20 protein-coding genes, 3 tRNA genes and 1 other RNA gene are annotated in these 20,121 nt (G+C 65.5%); 2 read left to right on the top strand and 22 right to left on the bottom strand.

Annotation, left to right across the window (positions count from 1 at the left end; genetic code table 11):
* Positions 1-4 precede the first annotated feature (4 nt).
* The 6 genes from PJB24_RS05090 to lexA form a co-directional block, all read right to left on the bottom strand.
* Positions 5-643 (bottom strand): hypothetical protein, encoded by a 639-nt coding sequence (locus tag PJB24_RS05090; protein WP_132689198.1) that lies wholly within the window; start codon positions 641-643, stop codon positions 5-7.
* A gap of 89 nt (positions 644-732) precedes the next feature.
* On the bottom strand, positions 733-963 hold the full coding sequence (locus PJB24_RS05085; protein WP_228033595.1) for a hypothetical protein: 231 nt from the start codon (positions 961-963) through the stop codon (positions 733-735).
* Positions 960-1,229: a hypothetical protein gene (locus tag PJB24_RS05080; protein WP_132689193.1), complete on the bottom strand. Its 270-nt coding sequence runs from the start codon at positions 1,227-1,229 to the stop codon at positions 960-962. The genes PJB24_RS05085 and PJB24_RS05080 overlap by 4 nt, the downstream gene beginning before the upstream one ends.
* The gene (locus tag PJB24_RS05075) at positions 1,226-1,573 is read right to left on the bottom strand and encodes a TubC N-terminal docking domain-related protein (RefSeq protein WP_132689191.1); all 348 of its coding nucleotides are present in this window, start codon (positions 1,571-1,573) and stop codon (positions 1,226-1,228) included. Before PJB24_RS05075 ends, PJB24_RS05080 begins: the two co-directional genes overlap by 4 nt.
* The gene (locus PJB24_RS05070; protein ID WP_152678889.1) at positions 1,570-3,840 is read right to left on the bottom strand and encodes a MarR family transcriptional regulator; all 2,271 of its coding nucleotides are present in this window, start codon (positions 3,838-3,840) and stop codon (positions 1,570-1,572) included. Before PJB24_RS05070 ends, PJB24_RS05075 begins: the two co-directional genes overlap by 4 nt.
* 9 nt (positions 3,841-3,849) lie before the next feature.
* Entirely contained in the window at positions 3,850-4,479 is a 630-nt protein-coding gene (gene lexA / locus PJB24_RS05065; protein ID WP_143527134.1) for a transcriptional repressor LexA, read from the bottom strand.
* A 113-nt stretch (positions 4,480-4,592) separates the two neighbouring features.
* On the opposite strand from lexA, the gene PJB24_RS05060 reads away from it, so the two are divergent.
* Both PJB24_RS05060 and PJB24_RS05055 read left to right on the top strand, forming a co-directional pair.
* Positions 4,593-4,787, top strand: coding sequence for a helix-turn-helix domain-containing protein (locus PJB24_RS05060; RefSeq protein ID WP_132689182.1), 195 nt, complete (start codon positions 4,593-4,595; stop codon positions 4,785-4,787).
* Positions 4,788-4,973: 186 nt separating this feature from the next.
* Positions 4,974-6,101: a site-specific integrase gene (locus tag PJB24_RS05055; RefSeq protein WP_132689179.1), complete on the top strand. Its 1,128-nt coding sequence runs from the start codon at positions 4,974-4,976 to the stop codon at positions 6,099-6,101.
* A gap of 95 nt (positions 6,102-6,196) precedes the next feature.
* Here the strand turns inward: PJB24_RS05055 and PJB24_RS05050 are convergent.
* The 16 genes from PJB24_RS05050 to PJB24_RS04975 form a co-directional block, all read right to left on the bottom strand.
* Positions 6,197-6,269 (bottom strand) — tRNA-Arg (locus tag PJB24_RS05050).
* Positions 6,270-6,273: 4 nt separating this feature from the next.
* Positions 6,274-6,344 (bottom strand) — tRNA-Gly (locus tag PJB24_RS05045).
* Positions 6,345-6,363: 19 nt separating this feature from the next.
* Positions 6,364-6,437, bottom strand: a tRNA-Pro gene (locus PJB24_RS05040).
* A gap of 47 nt (positions 6,438-6,484) precedes the next feature.
* The gene (gene murI / locus PJB24_RS05035) at positions 6,485-7,306 is read right to left on the bottom strand and encodes a glutamate racemase (protein ID WP_273843356.1); all 822 of its coding nucleotides are present in this window, start codon (positions 7,304-7,306) and stop codon (positions 6,485-6,487) included.
* A gap of 80 nt (positions 7,307-7,386) precedes the next feature.
* Positions 7,387-7,756, bottom strand: a transfer-messenger RNA (tmRNA) gene (gene ssrA / locus PJB24_RS05030).
* Positions 7,757-7,793: 37 nt separating this feature from the next.
* Entirely contained in the window at positions 7,794-8,246 is a 453-nt protein-coding gene (gene smpB, locus PJB24_RS05025; RefSeq protein ID WP_273843355.1) for an SsrA-binding protein SmpB, read from the bottom strand.
* Entirely contained in the window at positions 8,243-9,862 is a 1,620-nt protein-coding gene (locus tag PJB24_RS05020; RefSeq protein ID WP_273843353.1) for a ribonuclease R family protein, read from the bottom strand. Before PJB24_RS05020 ends, smpB begins: the two co-directional genes overlap by 4 nt.
* Positions 9,863-10,013: 151 nt before the next feature.
* Entirely contained in the window at positions 10,014-10,898 is an 885-nt protein-coding gene (locus tag PJB24_RS05015; protein WP_273843352.1) for a cell division protein FtsX, read from the bottom strand.
* On the bottom strand, positions 10,891-11,574 hold the full coding sequence (gene ftsE, locus PJB24_RS05010) for a cell division ATP-binding protein FtsE (RefSeq protein WP_273843350.1): 684 nt from the start codon (positions 11,572-11,574) through the stop codon (positions 10,891-10,893). Before ftsE ends, PJB24_RS05015 begins: the two co-directional genes overlap by 8 nt.
* Before the next feature lie 106 nt (positions 11,575-11,680).
* Positions 11,681-12,346 carry an LmeA family phospholipid-binding protein gene (locus PJB24_RS05005; protein WP_273843349.1) on the bottom strand — a complete coding sequence of 222 codons (666 nt, stop codon included), beginning with the start codon at positions 12,344-12,346 and terminating at the stop codon, positions 11,681-11,683.
* A gap of 67 nt (positions 12,347-12,413) precedes the next feature.
* Positions 12,414-13,511, bottom strand: a complete 1,098-nt coding sequence (gene prfB, locus PJB24_RS05000; RefSeq protein ID WP_273843347.1) for a peptide chain release factor 2 — start codon at positions 13,509-13,511, stop codon at positions 12,414-12,416.
* Complete coding sequence (gene secA / locus PJB24_RS04995; RefSeq protein ID WP_273843346.1) at positions 13,511-16,201, bottom strand: preprotein translocase subunit SecA; 2,691 nt, start codon at positions 16,199-16,201, stop codon at positions 13,511-13,513. Before secA ends, prfB begins: the two co-directional genes overlap by 1 nt.
* A gap of 55 nt (positions 16,202-16,256) precedes the next feature.
* Positions 16,257-16,826 (bottom strand): ribosome hibernation-promoting factor, HPF/YfiA family, encoded by a 570-nt coding sequence (gene hpf / locus PJB24_RS04990; protein WP_273843342.1) that lies wholly within the window; start codon positions 16,824-16,826, stop codon positions 16,257-16,259.
* A gap of 32 nt (positions 16,827-16,858) precedes the next feature.
* A complete protein-coding gene (locus PJB24_RS04985) occupies positions 16,859-17,548 on the bottom strand; it encodes a ComF family protein (RefSeq protein ID WP_273843341.1) in 690 nt (229 codons plus the stop codon).
* A gap of 18 nt (positions 17,549-17,566) precedes the next feature.
* On the bottom strand, positions 17,567-18,670 hold the full coding sequence (locus PJB24_RS04980) for a nucleotidyltransferase family protein (protein WP_273843339.1): 1,104 nt from the start codon (positions 18,668-18,670) through the stop codon (positions 17,567-17,569).
* A gap of 11 nt (positions 18,671-18,681) precedes the next feature.
* Positions 18,682-20,121: an NADH-quinone oxidoreductase subunit N gene (locus PJB24_RS04975; protein WP_273843338.1), complete on the bottom strand. Its 1,440-nt coding sequence runs from the start codon at positions 20,119-20,121 to the stop codon at positions 18,682-18,684.

The raw sequence follows: 20,121 nt of genomic DNA, 5'->3' as shown, positions 1-20,121 counted from the left end.
GCTCCTATTCGTCTCTAGGCCTCTGCATCTTGAAGAAGAAAGGCCTGAGGCCGTACATGAGGGCGAAGGCTATGCCGGCGAGGATGTAGAGGCTCTGGTCGTCGAGACCCAAAGAGACGTAGCGGACGGCCATAGCGACCGCTGCAACAACGAAGATGACGGGAGTCATGTCTATGTAGCGCCTCTCGTCTTCGAGCCTTAGCTCCTCCACCTCGGCGCCGAGCCTCTCTATGGCGGTACGTCCCGTGCCGGCGAGATGGCCTTCCACGACGATGCGCTTACCCCTCACTATCGGGCCGAGGACGTGCTCGATCTCGCCCATGGAGGAGCGGTAGAGGGCGCGTTGCAATCCTGCCTCGTCCACGTCGCGGCCCCTCACCTCACCGAGTTCCTTCGGGTCGAGCAGGCCAGCGCGCCACGCTTCGAGCGCCAGGTGGACCAGCGCGGCCTTCCTCGCGCCCGCCGGTATACGGAAGTCCTCGCCGACACCCCCGTCGATCCCGCTCTGGTGACGGTAACGGCGGGAGGTGTCGAAACCTCGACCCGGGCGGCCGGCTCTACCCGTCGAGAAGTCAGGGAAGCTGTTACCGCCGGACGGCCGTCGGCGGTCCCTGCCGTTGCTCTTTGAGGTGTCGAAGTCCAAGCGCCTCGCCTTCTCCCGCCCGTGCGTGTGATCTTCTCTCTTATATAGGGTTTCTCACACACGGATACGCCCTCTTCCGGCACGGACGGCTACGTCTCCATCGTGTCGGTGCGGACGCGCCTTACGGCGTCCTCGCTGAAGCCCGCGTCCATGGGCTTACCTTTTTCCAGGCGGCCGAGGGCCTCGGCCAGCAGGGCCTTCACCATCCCGGCGCGCTGCCTCAAGGACGGAGGTCTGCCCTCGTAAGCGTACCGCAGGGTTATCTTCAGACCGCCCTCCCGGGCGCGGGACACGCAGACGGATAGGAGACGTGCTCTCAAGGGACCGGTCCGTTGCCGCGGACGAGCCGAAGACGGGGACATCTCTTCGGCAGTACCTCTGCCAGCGCGGCCTCGTTGTCCCGCACCAGCCGCATCAGGCGGTCGGCGTGGTCGGGGTTCAAGGACTTCAGGCCCTCGACCACTACCCTGTAGCCTGCCGGCCGCTCCGCGTCAGGTTCGGCATAGGCTTCGAGGCCCAGGAAGCAGAGCTTGCGGTAGAGGGTATTGACCTCCCTGCGGCGGACCACCTCGTCGTAGCTGCTCATGCTTCGCTCCTTTCCCGGCGGCGGTACGCCTTCGCATCCTCCAGCACCCAGGGCGGGCACCCGGACACCGCGACCTCGTGCCACTCGCCGGTGGTAGGGTCGTGCAGGGCGACGTAGCCGGGCTCTCTGGCCCACCGGATCACGAGCCCCCGGCGGTCCGCCTCCTCCAGCCTGCGGCGCTCGCGTTCGAGGTGCCGGATCAGGGCTCGCTTGTGCTCGCGGAGGACGGCGCGCAGCTCGTCGGTTGCGGCGCCGGCGGGAGCGTCTACGCGCAGCGTGAGGCCGCTGGCTTCCAGACGCACGTCGCGCGTACGCAGCTCCTCAAGCAGTGCGCGAGCACTCATAATGTGAACCTCACGCGCCCGTCTTCGTCCGGGGCGTGCAGGCGTGCACCGTTTTCGGAGGGGTATGCACCCCCTCCCCCGCCTTCCTCATCGCCGTTCGACGGGGGGAGGGGGGTGTCTATCCCCCCGTTTTCGCCTGCACGCTTGCACGCTTTCAATGCATCCGGAGGCGGCAGTATCTCCAGGTCCTCGGGCAAGGGATCTCCGGGCACCAAGCGGGAAGGCTTGCGGGGGTTATCTTCGAGATCTCTGAGATAGCCCTGTTCTCTGGCTGTCTTGATCCTGCGGGAGGCGGCGGAGCGGTCGAGCTCCAGCTCCCGGGCGACCTCTGCCACGGTCACCGGCTCGGAGTTCCCGGCGTGCAGGCGTGCAACGGCGTGCACGGCCTCGCGCACGCCTTTGGGCACGGTTGCTTCGATGCCTTCGCTCACCAGGTCGGCCACCAGTTCCCTGACGGCGACGTAGTCGTCGAGGGTGGCGACGATGCGGCCGTCGGCATCCTTCTCGCGAGTGGCCTGGTGCAGGACGGCATGGGCACGGATCAGATTCAGGACCGCACCGAAGTCCCGGCGCAGCCTGACGGCCACGGGCGGGACCAGCTCGGCGAGATCCCCGGCGTAGGGGATGACGACCTGGCGTTCGGCCGTCACCAGCCACTCCTGGAGGGCGAGCCAGGGTTTGAGGTCTGGCTCGCCGATCCTACCCCTGGCCAAAGCCCGCAGCACGTTCCTGGTCTGCTCCTGGGTGTCGGCGACGGTCAAAGAGAGCAGGCGGGTCTCGTTCTCGGGGTGGAGCTTGACGGCGGTGGTGGTGACGATCAGGCCCGTGGGGCCTTCCCGCTCTATGAGGCGGGGCCTTATGCCGTCTTTGGTGCTCTCGACCGTCTCGTAGCGGACGCGCCCCTCAGAGAGCAGAGAGCGCATCAGGTAGGTGGCGAAGTCGCCGCTCATGCCCTCGGCCTCGTAGATCACCAGGAAGCGGTGCTTTATGGGCTCTTCGGAGTAGGCGAGCGTCCGCTCGCTCATCGCGGTTAAAGCGTAGTAGGCGTCCTCCGGGAAGAAGGAGAGGACACGCTCCACAAGGTAGGTCTTGCCGCCGGAGGACGGCCCCTTGACCGCGATACTCACGATTCTCTCCAGGAGACGGCTCGTGAGGGCCAGGTAGAGGAGCTTCGCGGCCCGGCTCTCGCCGGCGACGCCGGAGCGCCCAAGCTCGGCGGCGAAGCGGTCGAGTATGCGTCCCTCGCGGGCCAGACCCTCGCAGGCTTCCCGGACTTCACGGGCACGGGCCTCGGCCCGCTCCTTCTCCTGGTCGATCAGAGTCGCCGCGCGCCCGAAGGCGGCCCGCAAGTTCTCCAGGAAGCGGGTAGGATCGGACAGGTGAAGCTCGCTGACGTCCTTCGCTCCGTCGAGCTCCACGAAGCGTAGCAGGTCCCGGATGCCCGAGGCGGCGAGCCTCTCCTTCAACATCTCGCCTCCCTCGTCCGGCTCGATCACGGCGTAGACCTTCCCGATCCCTTCGAGGTGCGCCGCCCACTCCTCCTTCCAGTTGGAAGCGCCGGGGACGCCCAGCGCCTCGATGCCATGGTGCCAGAGGGTGTGGCAGTCGCTCTCGCCCTCGACCAGCACGACGTAGCCGGCCTCCCGGACGCGCTCCATGCGCCACAGGCCGTAGAGGGTCGGCTTCGAGCCCTTGCGCCACCGGAAGCGGTTGTCGCCCTGCGGAGACTTCTCCAGGGCCAGCCGCAGGCGCACGGCTCCCTCCCGGCCGTCCTCCGTGAGGTACGGCATCCGCACAGCCTTCGTGCCCATGTAGCTGACGGTCGAGAGGCCGAGCTCCCGGAGAAACTCCACGGGCAGTTCCTTGGCCCCGGCATAGGCTTCGAGGGTGCAGGGAGGTTGCGCCATTGCACCCGGTTGCGCGGGGTCGCGCAATCCCTTTTCCCGCTTATCTTCGCCCTTTACAGAGCGGGGTTGCAGCGTTGCAGTCCTATACGGGGGGAGGTTACTCCCCTCCTCCACTCCGCGGCCGTTCCGGGAGAACAGGTCGCGCCTGCGAATTCCCCGCTCTTCCAGGGCCGACAGCACTTCGTCCTGCGAGCAGCCGGCAAAGCAGTGGAGCAGGACGCGGCCGTCCTCTGCCTCCTCGACGCGCAGGTTGGGGGTGTTCCTGTCGTCGTGGGCCGGGCAGAAGGCCAGGTACTCGCCTCGATGGTCGGGACCCCTGTCTACCTCCAGGACCTCCAGCACGCGCTCCAGCGGCCTCACGACGCCCTCCTAATGGCGTCTCCTGGGCGGGTGTATCACGTAGACGACCCGTCCCTGGATGATCGTCTCCTCATCGGGCACGACGATGTCCTCGTGCTCGCCGTTCTCGGGCTTTAGCCGCAGGTACTCACCCTCCCGGTAGAGCCTCTTGACGGTGACCTCCTCGCCTCCCCGAAGCAGCGCCACCACTACCGCCCCGTCGGGCGGGTCCTCGTCCTCCTCGACGACCAGAAGGTCTCCGTCCTCGATGCCGGCTCCGGTCATGCTCTGCCCGACCACCCGCAGCGAGTAGCGTTCCCTGCCTGAGGGGGAGTAGAGGAGTTCCGCGGGCAGAGAGAAGGTTGTGCTCTCGTCCACGATGGCCTCGAACCCGCGCCCGGCGGCGATCCGGCCCAATAGAGGCGTCCTCCCCGCCACCTCCCAGCCTGTAGGGGTGAGCCTCAGGCCCCGGGCCTTCCCGACCTCCCGCTCGACGTAACCGGCCTCTTCGAGCTTCTTGAGATGCTTGTGGGCGGTCTGTGTGCTCCTCAAGCCCACGGCCTCCCCCACCTCCTTCACGCTCGGCGCCCCCTCGCCCCTGGCGGCCCTGCGGGCCAGGTAGCCCAGGATCTCCAACCTCTTCTCCAGGTTCTCTCGCATCGCTTATGTCCCTCCCCGAAGGCGTATTCGAGGGTACTGTAGACGATCCTGGCCTTGACCGCAAATGTGTATTTGTACTACAGTAGGGAACAGGACAGAAGAGGGGAGTGTGGGTGAACAGGGAGCGAGAGTGGCTGAAGGTACCGGAGGTGGCGGAGGTCCTGCAGATCGCGCGCAGCCGGGCGTACGAGCTGGTCGGCTCGGGGCAGATCCCATCGGTGAGGATCGGGCGCAGCGTCCGGGTGAGCCGCAGGGAGCTCGATCGCTGGCTCGAAGAGCAACGCTATCCGGAAGCCAGGCGGAAGTAGACCCGTCGGGGAGGATCCCTACCTCGTAACAGGTGGATCATTGACATTGTCTACGCAGCGATCAAAGATCGTCGGACGGCAGGCTCATGGTTGGGGAGGTGGATCCAAGCAGGATAAAGGCACCCGGATGTTGAGAGGTGTTGTAAGTGGCGACGCTCGTCGCCGGGACCGGAAGGGAAGGAGAAGATGGGTAAACGCGGCAACGGCGAGGGCAGCATCAGCCGTCGCAAGAACGGCACCTGGCGCGCCGAGTACACCGTGTACACGGCCGAGGGGCGCAAGCGGAAGACGCTGTACGGCAAGACGCGCAGGGAGGTGGCGGAGAAGCTGGCGAAGGCGATAGCGGACCGCAATGGCGGCATCGTGTACGACGCCGGGAAGCTGACCGTCGGCGAGTACCTGGATCGCTGGCTTTCGGACTCCGTGCGGGACACGGTGAGGCAGCGCACCTACGAGCGGTACGAGTCCATAGTCCGGGTGCACATCAAGCCCACGCTGGGGCGGATCAAACTGAAGACCCTCGCTCCGGCGCATGTCCGGGGCCTCTACCGGGAGAAGCTGGGCGCCGGACTCTCGCCCCGCACCGTCCAGTACATCCACGTCACGCTCCACAAGGCGCTCAAGCAGGCCGTGAGGGACGAGCTGATACCCCGCAACGCGTCCGAGGCCATAAAGGCGCCGAGGCCCACCAAGAAAGAGATACGGCCCCTGTCTCCCGACCAGGCCCGCGCCTTCCTCGACGCCGCGCGCGGCGACCGCTTCGAGACCCTGTACGTGCTCGCCGTGCACTGTGGTTTGCGGGAGGGCGAGTTGCTGGGGCTCAAGTGGGAGGACGTGGACCTCGACGCCGGCACGCTCGCCGTGCGCCGCACGCTCTCGGAGACGCGAACGGGGCACCGTTTCGAAGCCCCCAAGAACGGCAAGGGGCGCCGCATCAAGCTCACCACCGGGGCTATGAAGGCGCTCAGGCGCCATCGCAAAGCGCAGCTGGAGGAGCGTCTGCGGGCGGCGGGGCTGTGGGAGGATCACGGGCTCGTCTTCCCCAACCAGGTCGGCAAGACCATGAACGCCAAGAACCTCACTGCCCGCTCCTTCAAGCAGATCCTGGAGCGCGCCGGACTTCCCCGCACCGTGCGCGTGCACGACCTCCGGCACACCTGCGCCACCATACTTCTTAAGGTGGGCCAGCACCCCAAGTACGTCCAGGAACTCCTCGGGCATGCCAACATCGGCATCACGCTCGACACCTACTCCCACGTGCTCCCCGGCATGGGCGACGGTCTGGCGGACGCGATGGACGACGCTTTGGGATAACGGGTTGCGGTACGGTTGCGGTAAATAGCCCCCGACGTCGAACCGGGGGCTTCTCTGTTGTTTGCGTTTCACCTGCAAATCAAGGCTTCTCGAAGCGCGCCCGGCAGGATTCGAACCTGCGACCGGCGGATTAGAAGTCCGCTGCTCTGTCCCCTGAGCTACGGGCGCAAAGAGCGGGTGAGGGGAATCGAACCCCCATCGCCAGCTTGGAAGGCTGGAGCTCTGCCATTGAGCTACACCCGCACGGGTGGCGCCCCCTGTGTCGGGGCGAGAGGATTTGAACCTCCGACCCCCTGCTCCCAAAGCAGGTGCGCTACCAGGCTGCGCCACGCCCCGCCAAACCGTCGTCTAGTATAACAAACGGATCAGGAGCCCAGACAGTTCTAGGTACGCTGCAGGGCCGAAGCCGGTGTGACTACTTCTATATTCTCCTCGAGGAAGCGACTGCCCAGTCTGGCGAACTCCTCCGGGTCGGCGCTGCAGACGTAGACGGACTTGCCGAAGTCCTCCGGATTGCGCGGCCGGCGCAGATAACCTCTGCGAGAGAGGATGTTCCTCACCTCCAGCGCCGTCTGACCTGCGGAGGAGATGAGACGGACCTCCGGTCCCAGGATCCGGTTTATGGTCGCGGAGATGAGCGGGTAGTGGGTACACCCCAGGATGACCGCGTCGACGTGACGGTGGATCATGGGCTCCAGATACCCTCTGGCAACCTCCTCCAGCTCTGGTCCGTCCACGATGCCGCGTTCGATCATGGGGACGAACTCGGGGGCGGCCTGCTCGTACACCTCTATCCCTGCGTCCAGCGCGTGGATCGCCCTCCGGTAAGCTCCGCTCTCCGCCGTGAGCTTGGTGGCGAGCACACCCACCTTCCGGTTGCGTGTGTCGAGTACCGCAGCCCTGGCCCCGGGCTCTATGACACCGACTATCGGGACCTCGAATCCGGACTGCAGATCCTTCAGGGCCGCCGCAGCGGCCGTGTTGCAGGCTATGACAACCAGCTTGACGTTCAACCCGACCAGATACTCCACGATCTCAAACGCGAATTCCCTGACTTCCGCGGGATCGCGCGGCCCGTATGGGACCCTGGCCGTATCCCCGAAGTAGATCGTGTGTTCATAAGGCAAACGGTCCCTGATGTCAGAGAGAACGGTCAGCCCTCCAACCCCTGAGTCGAAAACGCCTATGGGTCTCGGATCGCTCACGAGGCTGGATTATAGCCGCTCGGATATCGCTTTTTCCGTCCCGGGGAGAAAAAGAAAGGCCCGCCTCTCGGCGGACCAGATAGTGGAGGCGGCGGGAGTCGAACCCGCGTCCGGAAGCGCGCCATCCGTGAGATTGTACGAGCGTCGCACCCGGTTTATTCTCACCGACCTCCGCGGACCGGGGCGCCGCGGAGGGGCCAGCCCTACCTGAGTTTCCCTCACCAGCCCCGGGCCAGGACCGATGAGGTGAGCCCGCTAAGCTGACACCGGATACCGAGTCACGGGCCACCCAGTCCGATGGGCTGCGATTTTGTCTTTACGCAGCCAGCGCCATCTCCGGCTCTGCGTCGTTGGCGTGTATTTTTAGGTGCCGGCGTTTAACGAGTCTCCGGCGAACTCGGCTCGTCTCACAGGACGCTGTCCGCTCCCGTCGAAGCCAGACTCGCCCCCATCGACGATGCTTATTTTACCACCGATGAGACCTCTATCAACGCCTCAGGCGCTCCTTCATCGCCCGTTCGATCTCCCTCTGGGCGCTCCTGCGCGCGATCTCACGCCGTTTGTCGTAGAGCTTCTTGCGGCTGGCGACGGCGAGCTCCAGCTTTATCCTCCCGTTCTTCGTGTAGAGCCTCAGCGGGATGAGCGTCTTGCCCTGTTCGTTGAGCTTACCGGCGAGGCGGTCTATCTCCTTCCTGTGCAGCAGCAGCTTGCGCTCTCGGGTCGGGTTCTGATGGACGTGGGTGGCGTTCTGGTACGGCGAGATGTGCGCCCCGAGCAAAAACACCTCACCGTCCCTGACCCGGGCGTAGCTCTCGCGCAGGTTGGCCCGCCCGGCGCGAACGGATTTGACCTCCGGACCGGTCAGCTGGATTCCGGCCTCGTAGGTCTCCTCTATGTCGAAGTCGTGCGTGGCTTTTTTGTTGCGTGCAAGGTCGGTCACAGTCTCTTCACCACCCTCAGCTCGGCCCGCTGGTAGAGCGGGAAGACGTCGAGCAGCTCTACGAGAACCCGGTCTCCCACCCTGTACGAGGCCCCTATCTCGTCGTTGGAGAGTACCACACCACTCTCGTCCAGCTCCCACCATCCGGGGAGCTTGCTCACGTGCACGAGCCCCGTGGCCCCGCTCTCGAGCTCCACGAAGAGGCCGAACGAGGTCGTGCTCACGACCACACCCTCGAAGGTTTCTCCCACACGGTCGCGCATCAGCCACATCAGGGTGTACTCGTCCGCGGTGCGCTCGCAGATCATGCTGCGGAACTCCCTCTCGGAGATGTGCTCGGCGATCTCCCACAAATCCTCTCCCGATCTCCCGCATCCGAAGAGCGCCCGGTGGACCAGGATGTCCGCGTAGCGCCGGATCGGGGAGGTGAAGTGAGTGTAGTTCTCGAGCGCGAGCCCGAAATGCCCGACGTTCGACGGCGAGTAGTACGCCCGGGGCAACGAGCGCAGGATCAGATACCCCACGGCACCGGACTTGGCCTTCTGGGCGATGACGCTCAGGTTCTCCGGCGAAGGCTCGTCGGCCAGCCCTATCGCCTCGAGCCGACGCCCGAGCTCCTCCAGCGCCTCCGTATCTGGCCGCTCGTGAACCCGGAAGACGCCCCCGGGACGGCCCGTGATCTCCACCGCCACCTGCTCGTTGGCGAGGATCATGAGCTCCTCGATGAGCTCGCGGGCGGGGCTCGACTCCCTCATCCTCGCGGAGACCGGCACCCCATCATCGTCGAGCTCGTATTCCGGCTCTCTGCTCTCGAGCTCGAGTTTGCCCCGAACGGCGGCCCGGGTCTTGAGCCTGCGCGAGAGCTCGTACGCCTCGGTGACGAGCCGCGGCTGCTCGATCCGGCCCTCCCCCCGCAGGAAGGCATCCACTCCCTCATACGTGAGACGGGCGTCGCTCGCTATCCTGCTGCGGTAGATGCGACTCTCGCGCACCGCCCCGGAGTGGTCCACGTCCATCTCGACGCTCACGGCGGCCCGCTCGGCCCCGGGAACGAGCGAGCATACGTCCGCAGAGAGCCGCGCCGGGAGCATCGGCGCCACGCGCCCCGGAAGATAGACGGAATTGCCCCGCCGCGCGGCCTCCCGGTCGAGCGCCCCCTCCGGGTCGACGTAGTGCGTCACGTCGGCGATGTGTACCCACACCCTGTAGCCGTCGGAGGTGCGCTCCACCGAGATGGCATCGTCGAAGTCCATCGCGTCTTCACCGTCTATGGTGACGGTCGGCAGGGCTCGGAGGTCCTTCCTGCGTTCCGAGAAACCGCGTCCGGCCACCTTCTCGGCCTCCTCCTCGACCCGGCGCGGGAAGCGGGGCGAGGTCTCGATGGAGGCGAACAGAGCCTCGTAGACGTTGCGCGGATCCTCCGAGGTCCCGATGACCCGCACGACCTCACCCCGCAGCGAACGCCTGGTCTCGTGGACGTCGACGAGCACGAGGTCTCCGGCCTCCGCCCCGCGCCGGGCCCTGCGCGCAACCAGGACCGGCCGCCGCTCCTCGACGAAGAGCGGGTCGGCGATAGAATACTTCCCCCTTCTGACGAGGACCGCAGGCAGTATCACAGGCCCTCCTCAGAGACCAATCCAGCGTACCTCACGGGCTGAGTCTAACATGACGAACCACACCGGGGCTCCGGCCCGCAGCCAAAAACGGCGGGCCCGTAACCCTAAGCATGCAGAGCACCGTTGGCCCACCGGCCCAAGAGGTGATCTTTCAGACCTTGAGGAAACGCCGCACGGAGAGGTAACTCCCGACAGCACCTATGATGCACCCGAAACCCACCACGATGGCAAACACCTGGAGCGGGTCCACGTAACCTGCGGAGATCGGGAAGAAAGGAAGCGTCTGATGCGACCACCCGACGAAGGCTCTGTTGGCCAGCAGCACGATGACGGCCCCTGCCACGGCACCGGTCAGGGACTGCAGAAACCCTTCTATGACGAAAGGCGTCCTCACGAACCCGTCCGAGGCCCCAACCAGCTTCATCACCTCTATCTCCCTGCGCCGGGCGAAGATCGAAAGCCTTATGGCGTTCGAGACCAGAAGGACGCTCGCCAGAAGGAAGAGCCCGGTGGTCAGCCGGAGAGCCCAGATCGCGTACCCCGCGACCCGGTCGAGCCGGCGAACCGTCTGCTGCGGGTAGCTGAGGTTCGAAGGCGAGAAGCCATCGTTCTCGAGTCGCGCGGCGACCCCGGAAGCGTCGGAAGATTTCTTCAGCGTGATCTCCAGTGAGGCCGGCAGGAAGTCGCTACCGAGGCCCCTGTAGACCCTGGGGTTGTCCGAGAACCTCTTCTTGAACCGTTCGTAGGCCTCCTTCTTCGTCACCAGCCGGACCTTCCTGACCTCCGGGTAGCCCGCCACGGTCCGGCGCACATCCTCCATCTTCTGCTTCGAGACACCCTGGGGGAAGAAGGCGTCAATCGTCACCCCACGCTGCAGGGACTCCACGAGCCCCCTGACGTGCGCCCCGAAGAGCAACGCACCCCCGAGCGCCACGGCGCAGATGAAAGTCGTCACCGTCGCGGTCAGGCTCATGAGCAGGTTGGCCCGGATGCCACCGAGGGCCTCACGCAGGAAGAAACCCAGGTTGCTACTCACCGGCGTACGCACCCTTCAGCTGATCTCGCACGACCCGCCCGTCCTCCAGCGCTATCACCCGCCGGCGCATCGCATCGACCATCTCCCTGTCGTGGGTCGCCACCAGGACCGTGGTGCCGATGCGGTTTATCCGCTCCAGAAGCCGCATCAGCCCCCGACTCGTCTCGGGGTCCAGGTTCCCGGTGGGCTCGTCGGCGACCAGCACCGGTGGGGAGGAGACCAGCGCCCGGGCTATCGAGACGCGCTGCTGCTCTCCACCGGAGAGCTCCGCCGGATACCTGTCCTTCTTGGTGGTGAGACCCACCAGGTCGAGCATCTGGGGGACCTTGGTGCGTATGGCACGCCTGCGGTGTCCGGTGACCTCCATCGCGTAGGCCACGTTCTCCGCCGCCGTCTTGTTGGGGAGCAGCTTGAAGTCCTGGAAGACGCACCCGATGCTCCTGCGATGGCGCGGGATACTCCTCCGCGGGATCCCGGAGAGCTTCACCCCCCGCACGTATATCTCCCCCCGCGTGGGTTCCACCTCCTTGAGGAGCAGGCGCACGACCGTGGACTTCCCGGAACCGCTCGCCCCCACCAGGAAGACGAACTCGCCTTCGCCTATCTCGAAGCTCACGTCGTCCAGCGCGAGGGTGTCCCTGCCGTAGAACTTGGTGACGCTGTCGAACCGGATCATCATCCTCCCAACGCGAGCTCCGGCGAGGTCTCGTCCTGGCGGCGGAGTCCCCCCTCCGAAAACTCCGCCGGACAAGGGCGAAAGATAGCAGCAAAGCCCGCCGCTATCAACCGGAGAGGATGGTGATGGTCCCCCGCAAAACGGCGCGTCCCGTCATCACTTCGACCCCTTCGAACCGGATGGGGAATGGGAGGTCCCGGATCGGGTAGAAGAAAGAGATACCGGAGAGGATGGCGTCGTTCACCGCCCGCGGCAACGAGATCCCGAACGCAGAGACCCGCGTCGGGGAGAAGACCATCCCGCCATCGCGCACCGCGACCGAGCCTACGACCGACACGGGGACCGAAACCCCGGCCAGCACGGCTTCGCTCCCGATCTCGACCCTCCCCGGCCTGAGGGTGAGGTTCCTGATCGAGACGGCCCTCACCTCGGAGACGGCCATCCGCTTCACCTCATCCTCGGAGAGCGTGATCCTAACGTTACCCTTCATGGGTTCCCTACTCACGAGGCGACCGGAGACCAGGCTCCTGATCAGAGCCAGCTCGAACGACCCCAGCCGCACCCTGATCCGACGGGTGTGGATGTTGCCGAAAGCGGCCCCCTCCATCTCTATCGTGCCGGAGGAGAATCTCCCGCCGAGCATGGCGTACGGGGGATCGCTGCGCAGATCCACCCTGGGAGGCTCGCTCAGGCCCATCCTGGCCTGCAAATCCCGGCTCACCACCCCATCGACCAGCCCTGGAAGATACGTGTAGGGCCCCGCAGCAATCACCCCGGCGAACACCAGCAGGACCAGGATGACCGCGCGGCAGACCCTGCGTACTTTCCTTACGCCCGTATCAAACAGCGGCCGTACGGCTCTTCAGGTAGGCGTAGATGAAGTCGTCTATCTCCCCATCCAGCACCCGCTCCACATCCCCAGTCTCGACCCCGGTGCGATGGTCCTTGACCATCTTGTAGGGGTGCAGGACGTACGAGCGTATCTGCGAGCCCCACTCGATATCCGCCTTCTCCCCGCTCTGGGCGGCCAACTCACGCTCCCTCTTCTCCCTCTCCAGCTCGAGCAGCCTCGCCTTTAGCACCCGCATCGCCGTCTCCCGGTTCTGGTGCTGGCTGCGCTCGTTCTGGCACTGGACGACGATCCCGGTCGGAAGATGCGTGATGCGCACAGCAGAGTCCGTCTTGTTCACGTGCTGCCCGCCCGCCCCGGAGGACCGGTAGGTGTCTACCTTGAGATCCTTCTCGTCGATGTCCAGCTCTATCTCGCCGTCCACCGCCGGCGCGACCGCCACCGAGGCGAAGCTCGTGTGCCGCCTGCGGCTCGCGTCGAAGGGGCTTATGCGCACCAGCCGGTGCACCCCCCTCTCGGCCGAGAGCAGCCCGAAGACGAACTCCCCCCTGACCGTGAAGGTCGCGCTCTTTATCCCGGCCTCTTCCCCTTCGGTGTACTCTATGACCTCCAGATCGAAGCCGCGCCGCTCGGCCCACCGGCGGTACATCCGGGCGAGCATCTCGGCCCAGTCCTGCGAGTCGACCCCGCCAGCGCCGGAGTTTATCGTGAGGATGGCGTCACCCTCGTCGTACTCTCCGGAGAAAAGCCGCGCGATCTCCTGCTCCTCGAGCGTCCTCTCAACCCGTCTGAGCTCCCCGGAGACCTCAGCCAGAAACTCTCCATCCTCATCGCCAGCGAGCTCCAGCAGCTCCCCGGCATCCGAGAGCCTTCTGCGCAGATCTTCGAGCAGCTCGAGCCGGTCCTGGATCCTGGAGAAACGCGCCGAAACCTCCCGCGCCCGCCCGGGATCGTCCCAGAAATCTGGTCGGTTCATCTCCCGGGCGAGCCTCCCGGCCTCCTCGCGCATCTCTCCGACATCGAAGTAATCTTCGAGGTCGGAGAGCCGCGCTTCGAGCTCCGCCAGCTTTTCTTCGGTCTCAGGCATCAACCCTCCACCCTGAGCGGCGGTGCCCCGGGCATGCCGTGACACTTCTTGTACTTCTTCCCGGACCCACAGGGGCACGGGTCGTTGCGACCGATCTTCTGATCCGCCCGCCTCGGGTTCCTCTGCTGCGGAGCGGTGGGCTCCTCTTCCCCACCCCCGCTGTAGGAGAGCTGCTCGAGGTCAGCCTCGGTTATCTGCACGTTCTCGACCCGGTAGATATAGGTGACGTAGTCTTCCTTGAGCGCCCGCTCCATCTGCCGGAACATCTCGTAACCCTCGCGCTTGTACTCGACGAGCGGGTCGCGCTGCCCGAGGCCGCGCCAGCCGATGCCCTCCCGCAGATACTCCATGTCGTAGAGGTGCTCGCGCCAGCGCTGGTCGACGATCGAGAGCAGCGTCCTGCGCTCTGCTTCCTCGAAGCTGTCTATGCCGTCGGCGCGCTCGAGCCCGAGCCGCTCGAGCTCGGCCGTACGCTCCTCCCACTCCCGCTTGCGCTCTTCGAGCCGCTCCCGGGCATCGGCGAGCACCAGCTCGCGCAGATCCTCCGTCGTGGCCTCCTCGGGATCCAGGACCCCGAAGTCCACCGAGACCGGGTAGAAGCGCCGGAGCTCGCGTTCGAGCCCCTCGAGATCCCAGTCCTCCGGATAGGAGTTGGCCGGGGCGTGAGATTCTATGACGTCCGAGAGCACCTCCTCGACGTAACCCATCGTGTCGACCTCGCCGCCCATCAGGATCTCGCGGCGGATCGCGTAGATCACCTCGCGCTGTTTGTTGAGCACGTCGTCGTACTCGAGGATGCGCTTGCGCGCCTGGAAGTTCTGGCTCTCGACCTGCTCCTGCGCCCGCCGCACCGAGCCGGAGACCATCCCGGCCTCGAGCGGCACGTCCTCCTCGAGCCCGATGCGGCTTATGAGGTTCTGCATCCGCTCGCCCCCGAAGAGCCTGAGAAGGTCGTCCTCGAAGGAGAGGTAGAACCGCGACTCTCCAGGGTCACCCTGGCGTCCGGAGCGTCCCCGGAGCTGGTCGTCTATCCGGCGTGCCTCGTGCCGCTCGGTGCCAAGCACGTAGAGGCCGCCGAGGTTGACCACCTTCAAAGACTCGAGCGTGCGCCCCTCGAGCATCTCCCGCTCGATCGTCGGGTACTTCCGCATGATCTCCTGCGCGAGGCGCTCGTGCTCTTCGGTCCACTCCTCGGTCCCCTCCTCGGAACCACCAAGCTTTATGTCTGTGCCGCGCCCGGCCATGTTGGTGGCTATCGTCACCGCGCCGAGCTTCCCGGCTTCGGCGATGATCTCGGCCTCCCGCTCGTGGTGCTTGGCGTTGAGTACGTTGTGCGGAATGCCCCGCTGCTTGAGCAGCTTCGAGAGGTGCTCGGAGACCTCGACGGAGACGGTGCCGACGAGGACCGGCTGCCCCTTCTTGTGCCGCTCGACGATGTCCTCCACGACCGCCTTGTACTTGGCCTTCTTGGTCTTGTAGACGAGGTCGTCCTTATCCACCCGGATCATCGGACGGTGGGTCGGGATCGAGGCGACCTCCATCTTGTAGATGTGCATGAACTCGTCGGCTTCGGTCGCGGCCGTGCCGGTCATGCCGGCGAGCTTCTCGTACTGGCGGAAGTAGTTCTGGATGGTTATCGTGGCGACCGTCTGGTTCTCTTCCTTGATCGGAACGCCCTCTTTGGCCTCTATGGCCTGGTGCAGTCCCTCGGAGTAGCGCCGGCCCTCCAGGATGCGCCCGGTGAACTCGTCGACGATGAGGACCTCCCCGTCGCGGACGATGTACTCGTCGTCGCGCTTGAATAGGGTGTGCGCCCGGAGGGCCTGCTGCAGGTGGTTGACCAGATTGGCGTTCACGTCGTCGTAGAGGTTGTCTATCCCGAGCGCCCTCTCGACCTTCGCGACCCCCTGCTCGGTCGGGGCGACCTGCTGCTTCTTCTCGTCCACCTCGTAGTCCTCGCCTTCCTTGAGGGTGGGGACGATCGCCGCGAAGCGGTAGTAGGTGTCGGCGGCGCTCTCGGGCACCCCGCTTATGATGAGGGGGGTGCGGGCCTCGTCGATCAGGATGGAGTCCACCTCGTCGACGATGGCGTACTTGAGCTCGCGCTGCACGAGCTGATCGGGCGAGGTGGCGAGATTGTCCCTCAGGTAGTCGAAGCCGAACTGGGTGTTGGTCCCGTAGGTGACGTCGGCGGCGTAGGCTTCCTTGCGCTCATCGAAGTCCATCCACTCCTGGATGACCCCGACCCTGAGCCCGAGGAACTCGTAGATGGGCCCCATCCATTCTGCGTCGCGCCGGGCGAGGTAGTCGTTGACGGTCACCAGGTGCACGCCCTCGCCGGTGAGCGCGTTGAGGTAGACGGGCATCGTCGCGGCGAGCGTCTTCCCCTCGCCGGTCTTCATCTCGGCGATCTTGCCCTGGTGCAGCACGATGCCACCCATCACCTGCACGTCGAACGGGCGCATCCCCAGCGTCCTCTTGGCGGCCTCCCGCACCACGGCGAAAGCCTCGTAGAGGAGGTCGTCGAGCGTCTCGCCCTCCGCGAGCCGCTCGCGGAACTCGTCGGTCTTCGACCGCAGCTCCTCGTCGGAGAGTTTCTCGAAGGACGGTTCGAGCGCGGAGATCTCCTCCACGTCCCGCCAGAGGGCCTTCACCTTGCGGCCCTCGCCCATCCTCAATATCTTCGTCAAGAGATTCGCCACGTCGCCTTACACCTCGCCGGAAGCTTTCGGGCCAGAACTTATTTTATCGCGCGGGCTCAATGAGGCCGTAGTTCCCGTCGCGGCGCCGGTAGACCACGTTTATCTCCCCGGTCTCAGCGCTGGTGAACACGTAGAAGTCGTGGTCCAGCAGCTCCATCTGCAGCGCCGCCTCCTCGGGACTCATCGGCTTCATCTGAAACTGCTTGGTCCTGACTATTTTAGCCTCTATCTCGTCCTCGTCCTGCAGGATCTTCGACTCTTCCTGAGGCTTCTGGGATCCCCCCTTCTTGATCTGACCGTGCCAGCGGTCGATCTGCCTGCCCCTGTAGCGCCTGACCTGCCGCTCGAGCTTGTCGCTCATCAAATCTATCGAGGCGTACATGTCCGGGGAGGAGCCCCGGGCCCTGAGCACGGCACCGTTTATGAAGAGCGTCGTCTCCGCGACCTCCGGCTCGGGTATAGACGGGTTGCGCTCGTGGATGAGCTCGACCTCGGCCCGCGCCGCGCTGCGCTCGTCGTCGAAGAACCTGCTCAGGCGGGAGACCTTCTCCCGGGCGTAGTCCTCGAGAGCCTCCGTAACGGAGATGTTTCGCCCCTTGATCGTTATCTCCACCTGCTCCCTCCTTTCCCTTGGCGAAGGGCTGCCTAATGAAGGGCCCTGCAGAGGCTCAGGGCACAGACACGCTCCGCCCCGGCCTCGAGCAAGGCGCTGGAGCATGCGCTCAGGGTGGCACCGGTGGTGAACACGTCGTCGACCAGCAGAACCTTCCCCCTCACAGAACCCCTGACCCCGAACGCACCCCTCACGTTCGCCCAACGCGCACGCCCCGAGAGATCGACCTGATCCCTGGTCCTCCTCACGACCACAAGTTTATCCGATGCGGGTGTGTTTATCCTCCGCCCAAGCGCGCGGGCGATCACCCACGACTGGTTGAAACCCCTTCTCCTCAGCCGCGAGCGGTGCAGGGGCACGGGGACGACCATGTCGAATCTCCCCTCGGCCAGCTCCTCCAGGAGAGGCGCAGCGAGACGTTCGGCGACTTCTAGGCAAGCCTGGTATTTGAGCGCCCGCACTACCTCCCTCCCCACCCCCTCGTAGACCAGGGCAGAGCGCGCTCTCTCGAAGGCATAATCCACGCCCCTGCAGCGCTCGCAGACCGGGGTCTCGTGGGCGGAAGGTGCCCCGCAGCGATCGCAGACCGGCCCGGAGATCCTGGGCAGCCTCTCGAAGCACCCGCGGCAGAGTACGTCCCGCGATCTCCCGCCGCACCCGACGCAGCGCTGAGGGTAGAAGAGATCCGCCAGTGCCAGCAGGTAAGGCTCAAACTCTCCCATGCCAGCTAGGACCGGATCTCAGAAGCTTATGCTCTTCGGAGAGAGCGAGACACCGGGATTCACCCTTATCCCCTGATCCAGGACGTTTCCCTCCCCGACCACCGAGTTCGCCCCGAGGACCGAGAGGCCGCGCACTATCGCCTGCCTGCCGACCCGCGCCCCAGGCCCGATGATCGAACCACGCACCACAGCGCCGGGCTCCACCTCGGCCCCGGAGAGGAGGATGCTACCCTCGACCACTGCACCGCTCCCGATCCTGCATCCCTCCCCGATAGCGGTCCTTCCACCAATGGTGGCCCCCCGTCCGACCTTACAGCCGGACGCGATAGAGACCGGAGGCAGGAGCTTCACGTTCCTCGCCAACTGCACCGACTCGTCCACATCCAGGTAGGCGAAGCCGTCGGCAGCCCCAACCGCCCCGGAAAGGACGTCGTAAGACGCCGCCAGATAACTCCTCGGCGTCCCGATGTCCTTCCAGTAAGCGCTCGAGACGTACGCACGCAGCTTCCCCTGCTCCTGCAGCCGGGGGAAGATCTCACGCTCTATTGAAACCTCCCTGCCCCTGGGGATCATGCCGAAGACCTCCGGCTCGAGCACGTAGATTCCGGCGTTCACCAGGTTGGTCGTGATCTCGTCGTAGGCCGGCTTCTCGATGAAGCGCCGGACGAGCATCTCGTGGTCCACCTCGACGAGCCCGTAGGCCGAAGGATCCTCGACGGTCGTGAGCGTGATCGTGGCGAGAGCATCCGTGCTCCTGTGAGCCTCTATGGCCTCCCTGAGGTTCAGCCCGGAGAGAACGTCCCCGTTGACCGCCACGATGGTACCCCCATCGAGGTACTGCTCGGCGTTCTTGAGTCCCCCCGCCGTCCCGAGCGGCCGCTTCTCCACCGCGTAGTTCACACGGAAGTCCTTCAGATCCTCCCGTCCGGCGAAGTACTCCTGGATAGGGTCCGGCAGATACCCGAGCGAGAGCACCGCTCCATCTATCCCGCCGGAACGCAGGAAGTCGACCATGTACCCCATGAAGGGCTCGTTGCGCAGCGGCACGAGAGCCTTGGGGATGTCATATGTGATGGGACGCAGACGCGTCCCCAGCCCTCCAACCAGTACTACTGCCTGCATGATGATGCAGCTTACAACATACCGGCGGCCCTGGCCACCGCGGAGAGGGGTGCTATGCCCACGAAGAAGATGAGCGTGAGGAAGGCAAGCGCATGTACGGCGAGGCGCAGGCCCGCCGGCTCACCTTTCTTCACCACCTCGGAGGAGACCGGCTCCTCGAACAACATCCCCCTGACTATCCCGAAGTAGTACGGAACGGAGATCACCGTGCTCACCACCAGGGCCCCAACCGTCACGTAGGTCAGGACCGAGCCTGATCCTGCACCGGAAAGGATCACCCAGAGCTTGCCCCAGAACCCCGAGAGCGGCGGTATCCCGACCAGAGCGGCCATGAACACGAACATGCTCGCCGCCAGCCCCGGACGGGTTCTCACGAGACCGTTGAAGCTCTTCGCTTCCTCCCCGACGATATCCACCACGAGAAAAGCCCCGAGGTTCATCACCGCGTAGGCGACCGCGTAGATCATCACCGCCTGCACGGCCTCCGCCCTGGCACCCCCCTGCCAGGCCGCGAACGCCGTGAGGACGTATCCCGAATGCGCGACCGAGCTGTAGGCGAGCATCCTGCGAACGTTCGTCTGGCGCAACGCCGGCAGGTTCCCCGCGAACATCGTCACGATCGCGATCACCGCCAGCACCGCCGTCCAGACGGGAGCCTCCCCGGGAGCCCCCTCGGTCAGCACCCGGAGTAAGACGGCGAAGGTGGCCATCTTCGGGGCCACCGAGATGAAGGCCGCCGTCGTCGCCGGAGCCCCCTGGTAGGCGTCCGGGGTCCAGAAATGGAACGGCGCGGCGGAGACCTTGAAGGCGAATCCGCTGATGAGCAGCAGAAGCCCGAGCAACGCCGCCGGCTGCTGTGGTCCGGAAAAGGTCTTCGCGACGTCGGGCAGCGAGGCGGAGCCGGTCGTGCCGTAGATCAGGACGATCCCGTAGAGCAGCACCGAGGAGGCCACCGCCCCGGTTATGATGTACTTCATAGCCCCCTCGGAACTCTCCCTCCTGCGGCGATCGAACGCCACGAGGGCGTAGGAGGGGATCGTGGAGAGCTCGAGCGCAAGGAAGACGCCGAAGAGATCCCGCATCGAGACCAGGAGCGTCGCCCCGAACATCACCGAGAGGATGAGCACCAGATACTCCGTCGCATCCCCTGCACTCCAGGCCCAGCCCAAACAGGCCACGACCACGAAAAACGCGCACCCGGCGACGAGCAGCTTGAAGTAGAGTGCGAACCCGTCGACCACGTACCCACCGCCGAAGAATGTCCCGTGGAACCCGCTCGCGAACATCCACATGGCCACCGCGAAGACCGCCGCGGCGCCGGCGGCCGCGAGCCCTCCGACCACGCGCACCGAGCCCGGCAGGAAAACGCCCACCATCAGGACCACCAGCAGGAAAACGGCCCCGATGAGCTCGGGCAGGAGCGCAAAGAGGGCCTCTGCAGAGTAGGGCAC

Source organism: Rubrobacter calidifluminis (assembly GCF_028617075.1).
GTDB lineage: Bacteria > Actinomycetota > Rubrobacteria > Rubrobacterales > Rubrobacteraceae > Rubrobacter_E > Rubrobacter_E calidifluminis.
Note: the sequence above shows the minus strand (reverse complement) of the source record. Positions and strands in the feature narration are given on the sequence as shown.

Coding starts and splice junctions, on each gene's coding strand:
- PJB24_RS05080 (WP_132689193.1), bottom strand. CDS start 1,229: ATGAGCAGCTACGACGAGGTGGTCCGCCGCAGGGAGGTCAATACCCTC.
- PJB24_RS05075 (WP_132689191.1), bottom strand. CDS start 1,573: ATGAGTGCTCGCGCACTGCTTGAGGAGCTGCGTACGCGCGACGTGCGT.
- lexA (WP_143527134.1), bottom strand. CDS start 4,479: ATGCGAGAGAACCTGGAGAAGAGGTTGGAGATCCTGGGCTACCTGGCC.
- PJB24_RS05055 (WP_132689179.1), top strand. CDS start 4,974: ATGGGTAAACGCGGCAACGGCGAGGGCAGCATCAGCCGTCGCAAGAAC.
- ftsE (WP_273843350.1), bottom strand. CDS start 11,574: ATGATCCGGTTCGACAGCGTCACCAAGTTCTACGGCAGGGACACCCTC.
- prfB (WP_273843347.1), bottom strand. CDS start 13,511: ATGCCTGAGACCGAAGAAAAGCTGGCGGAGCTCGAAGCGCGGCTCTCC.
- PJB24_RS04985 (WP_273843341.1), bottom strand. CDS start 17,548: ATGGGAGAGTTTGAGCCTTACCTGCTGGCACTGGCGGATCTCTTCTAC.
- PJB24_RS04980 (WP_273843339.1), bottom strand. CDS start 18,670: ATGCAGGCAGTAGTACTGGTTGGAGGGCTGGGGACGCGTCTGCGTCCC.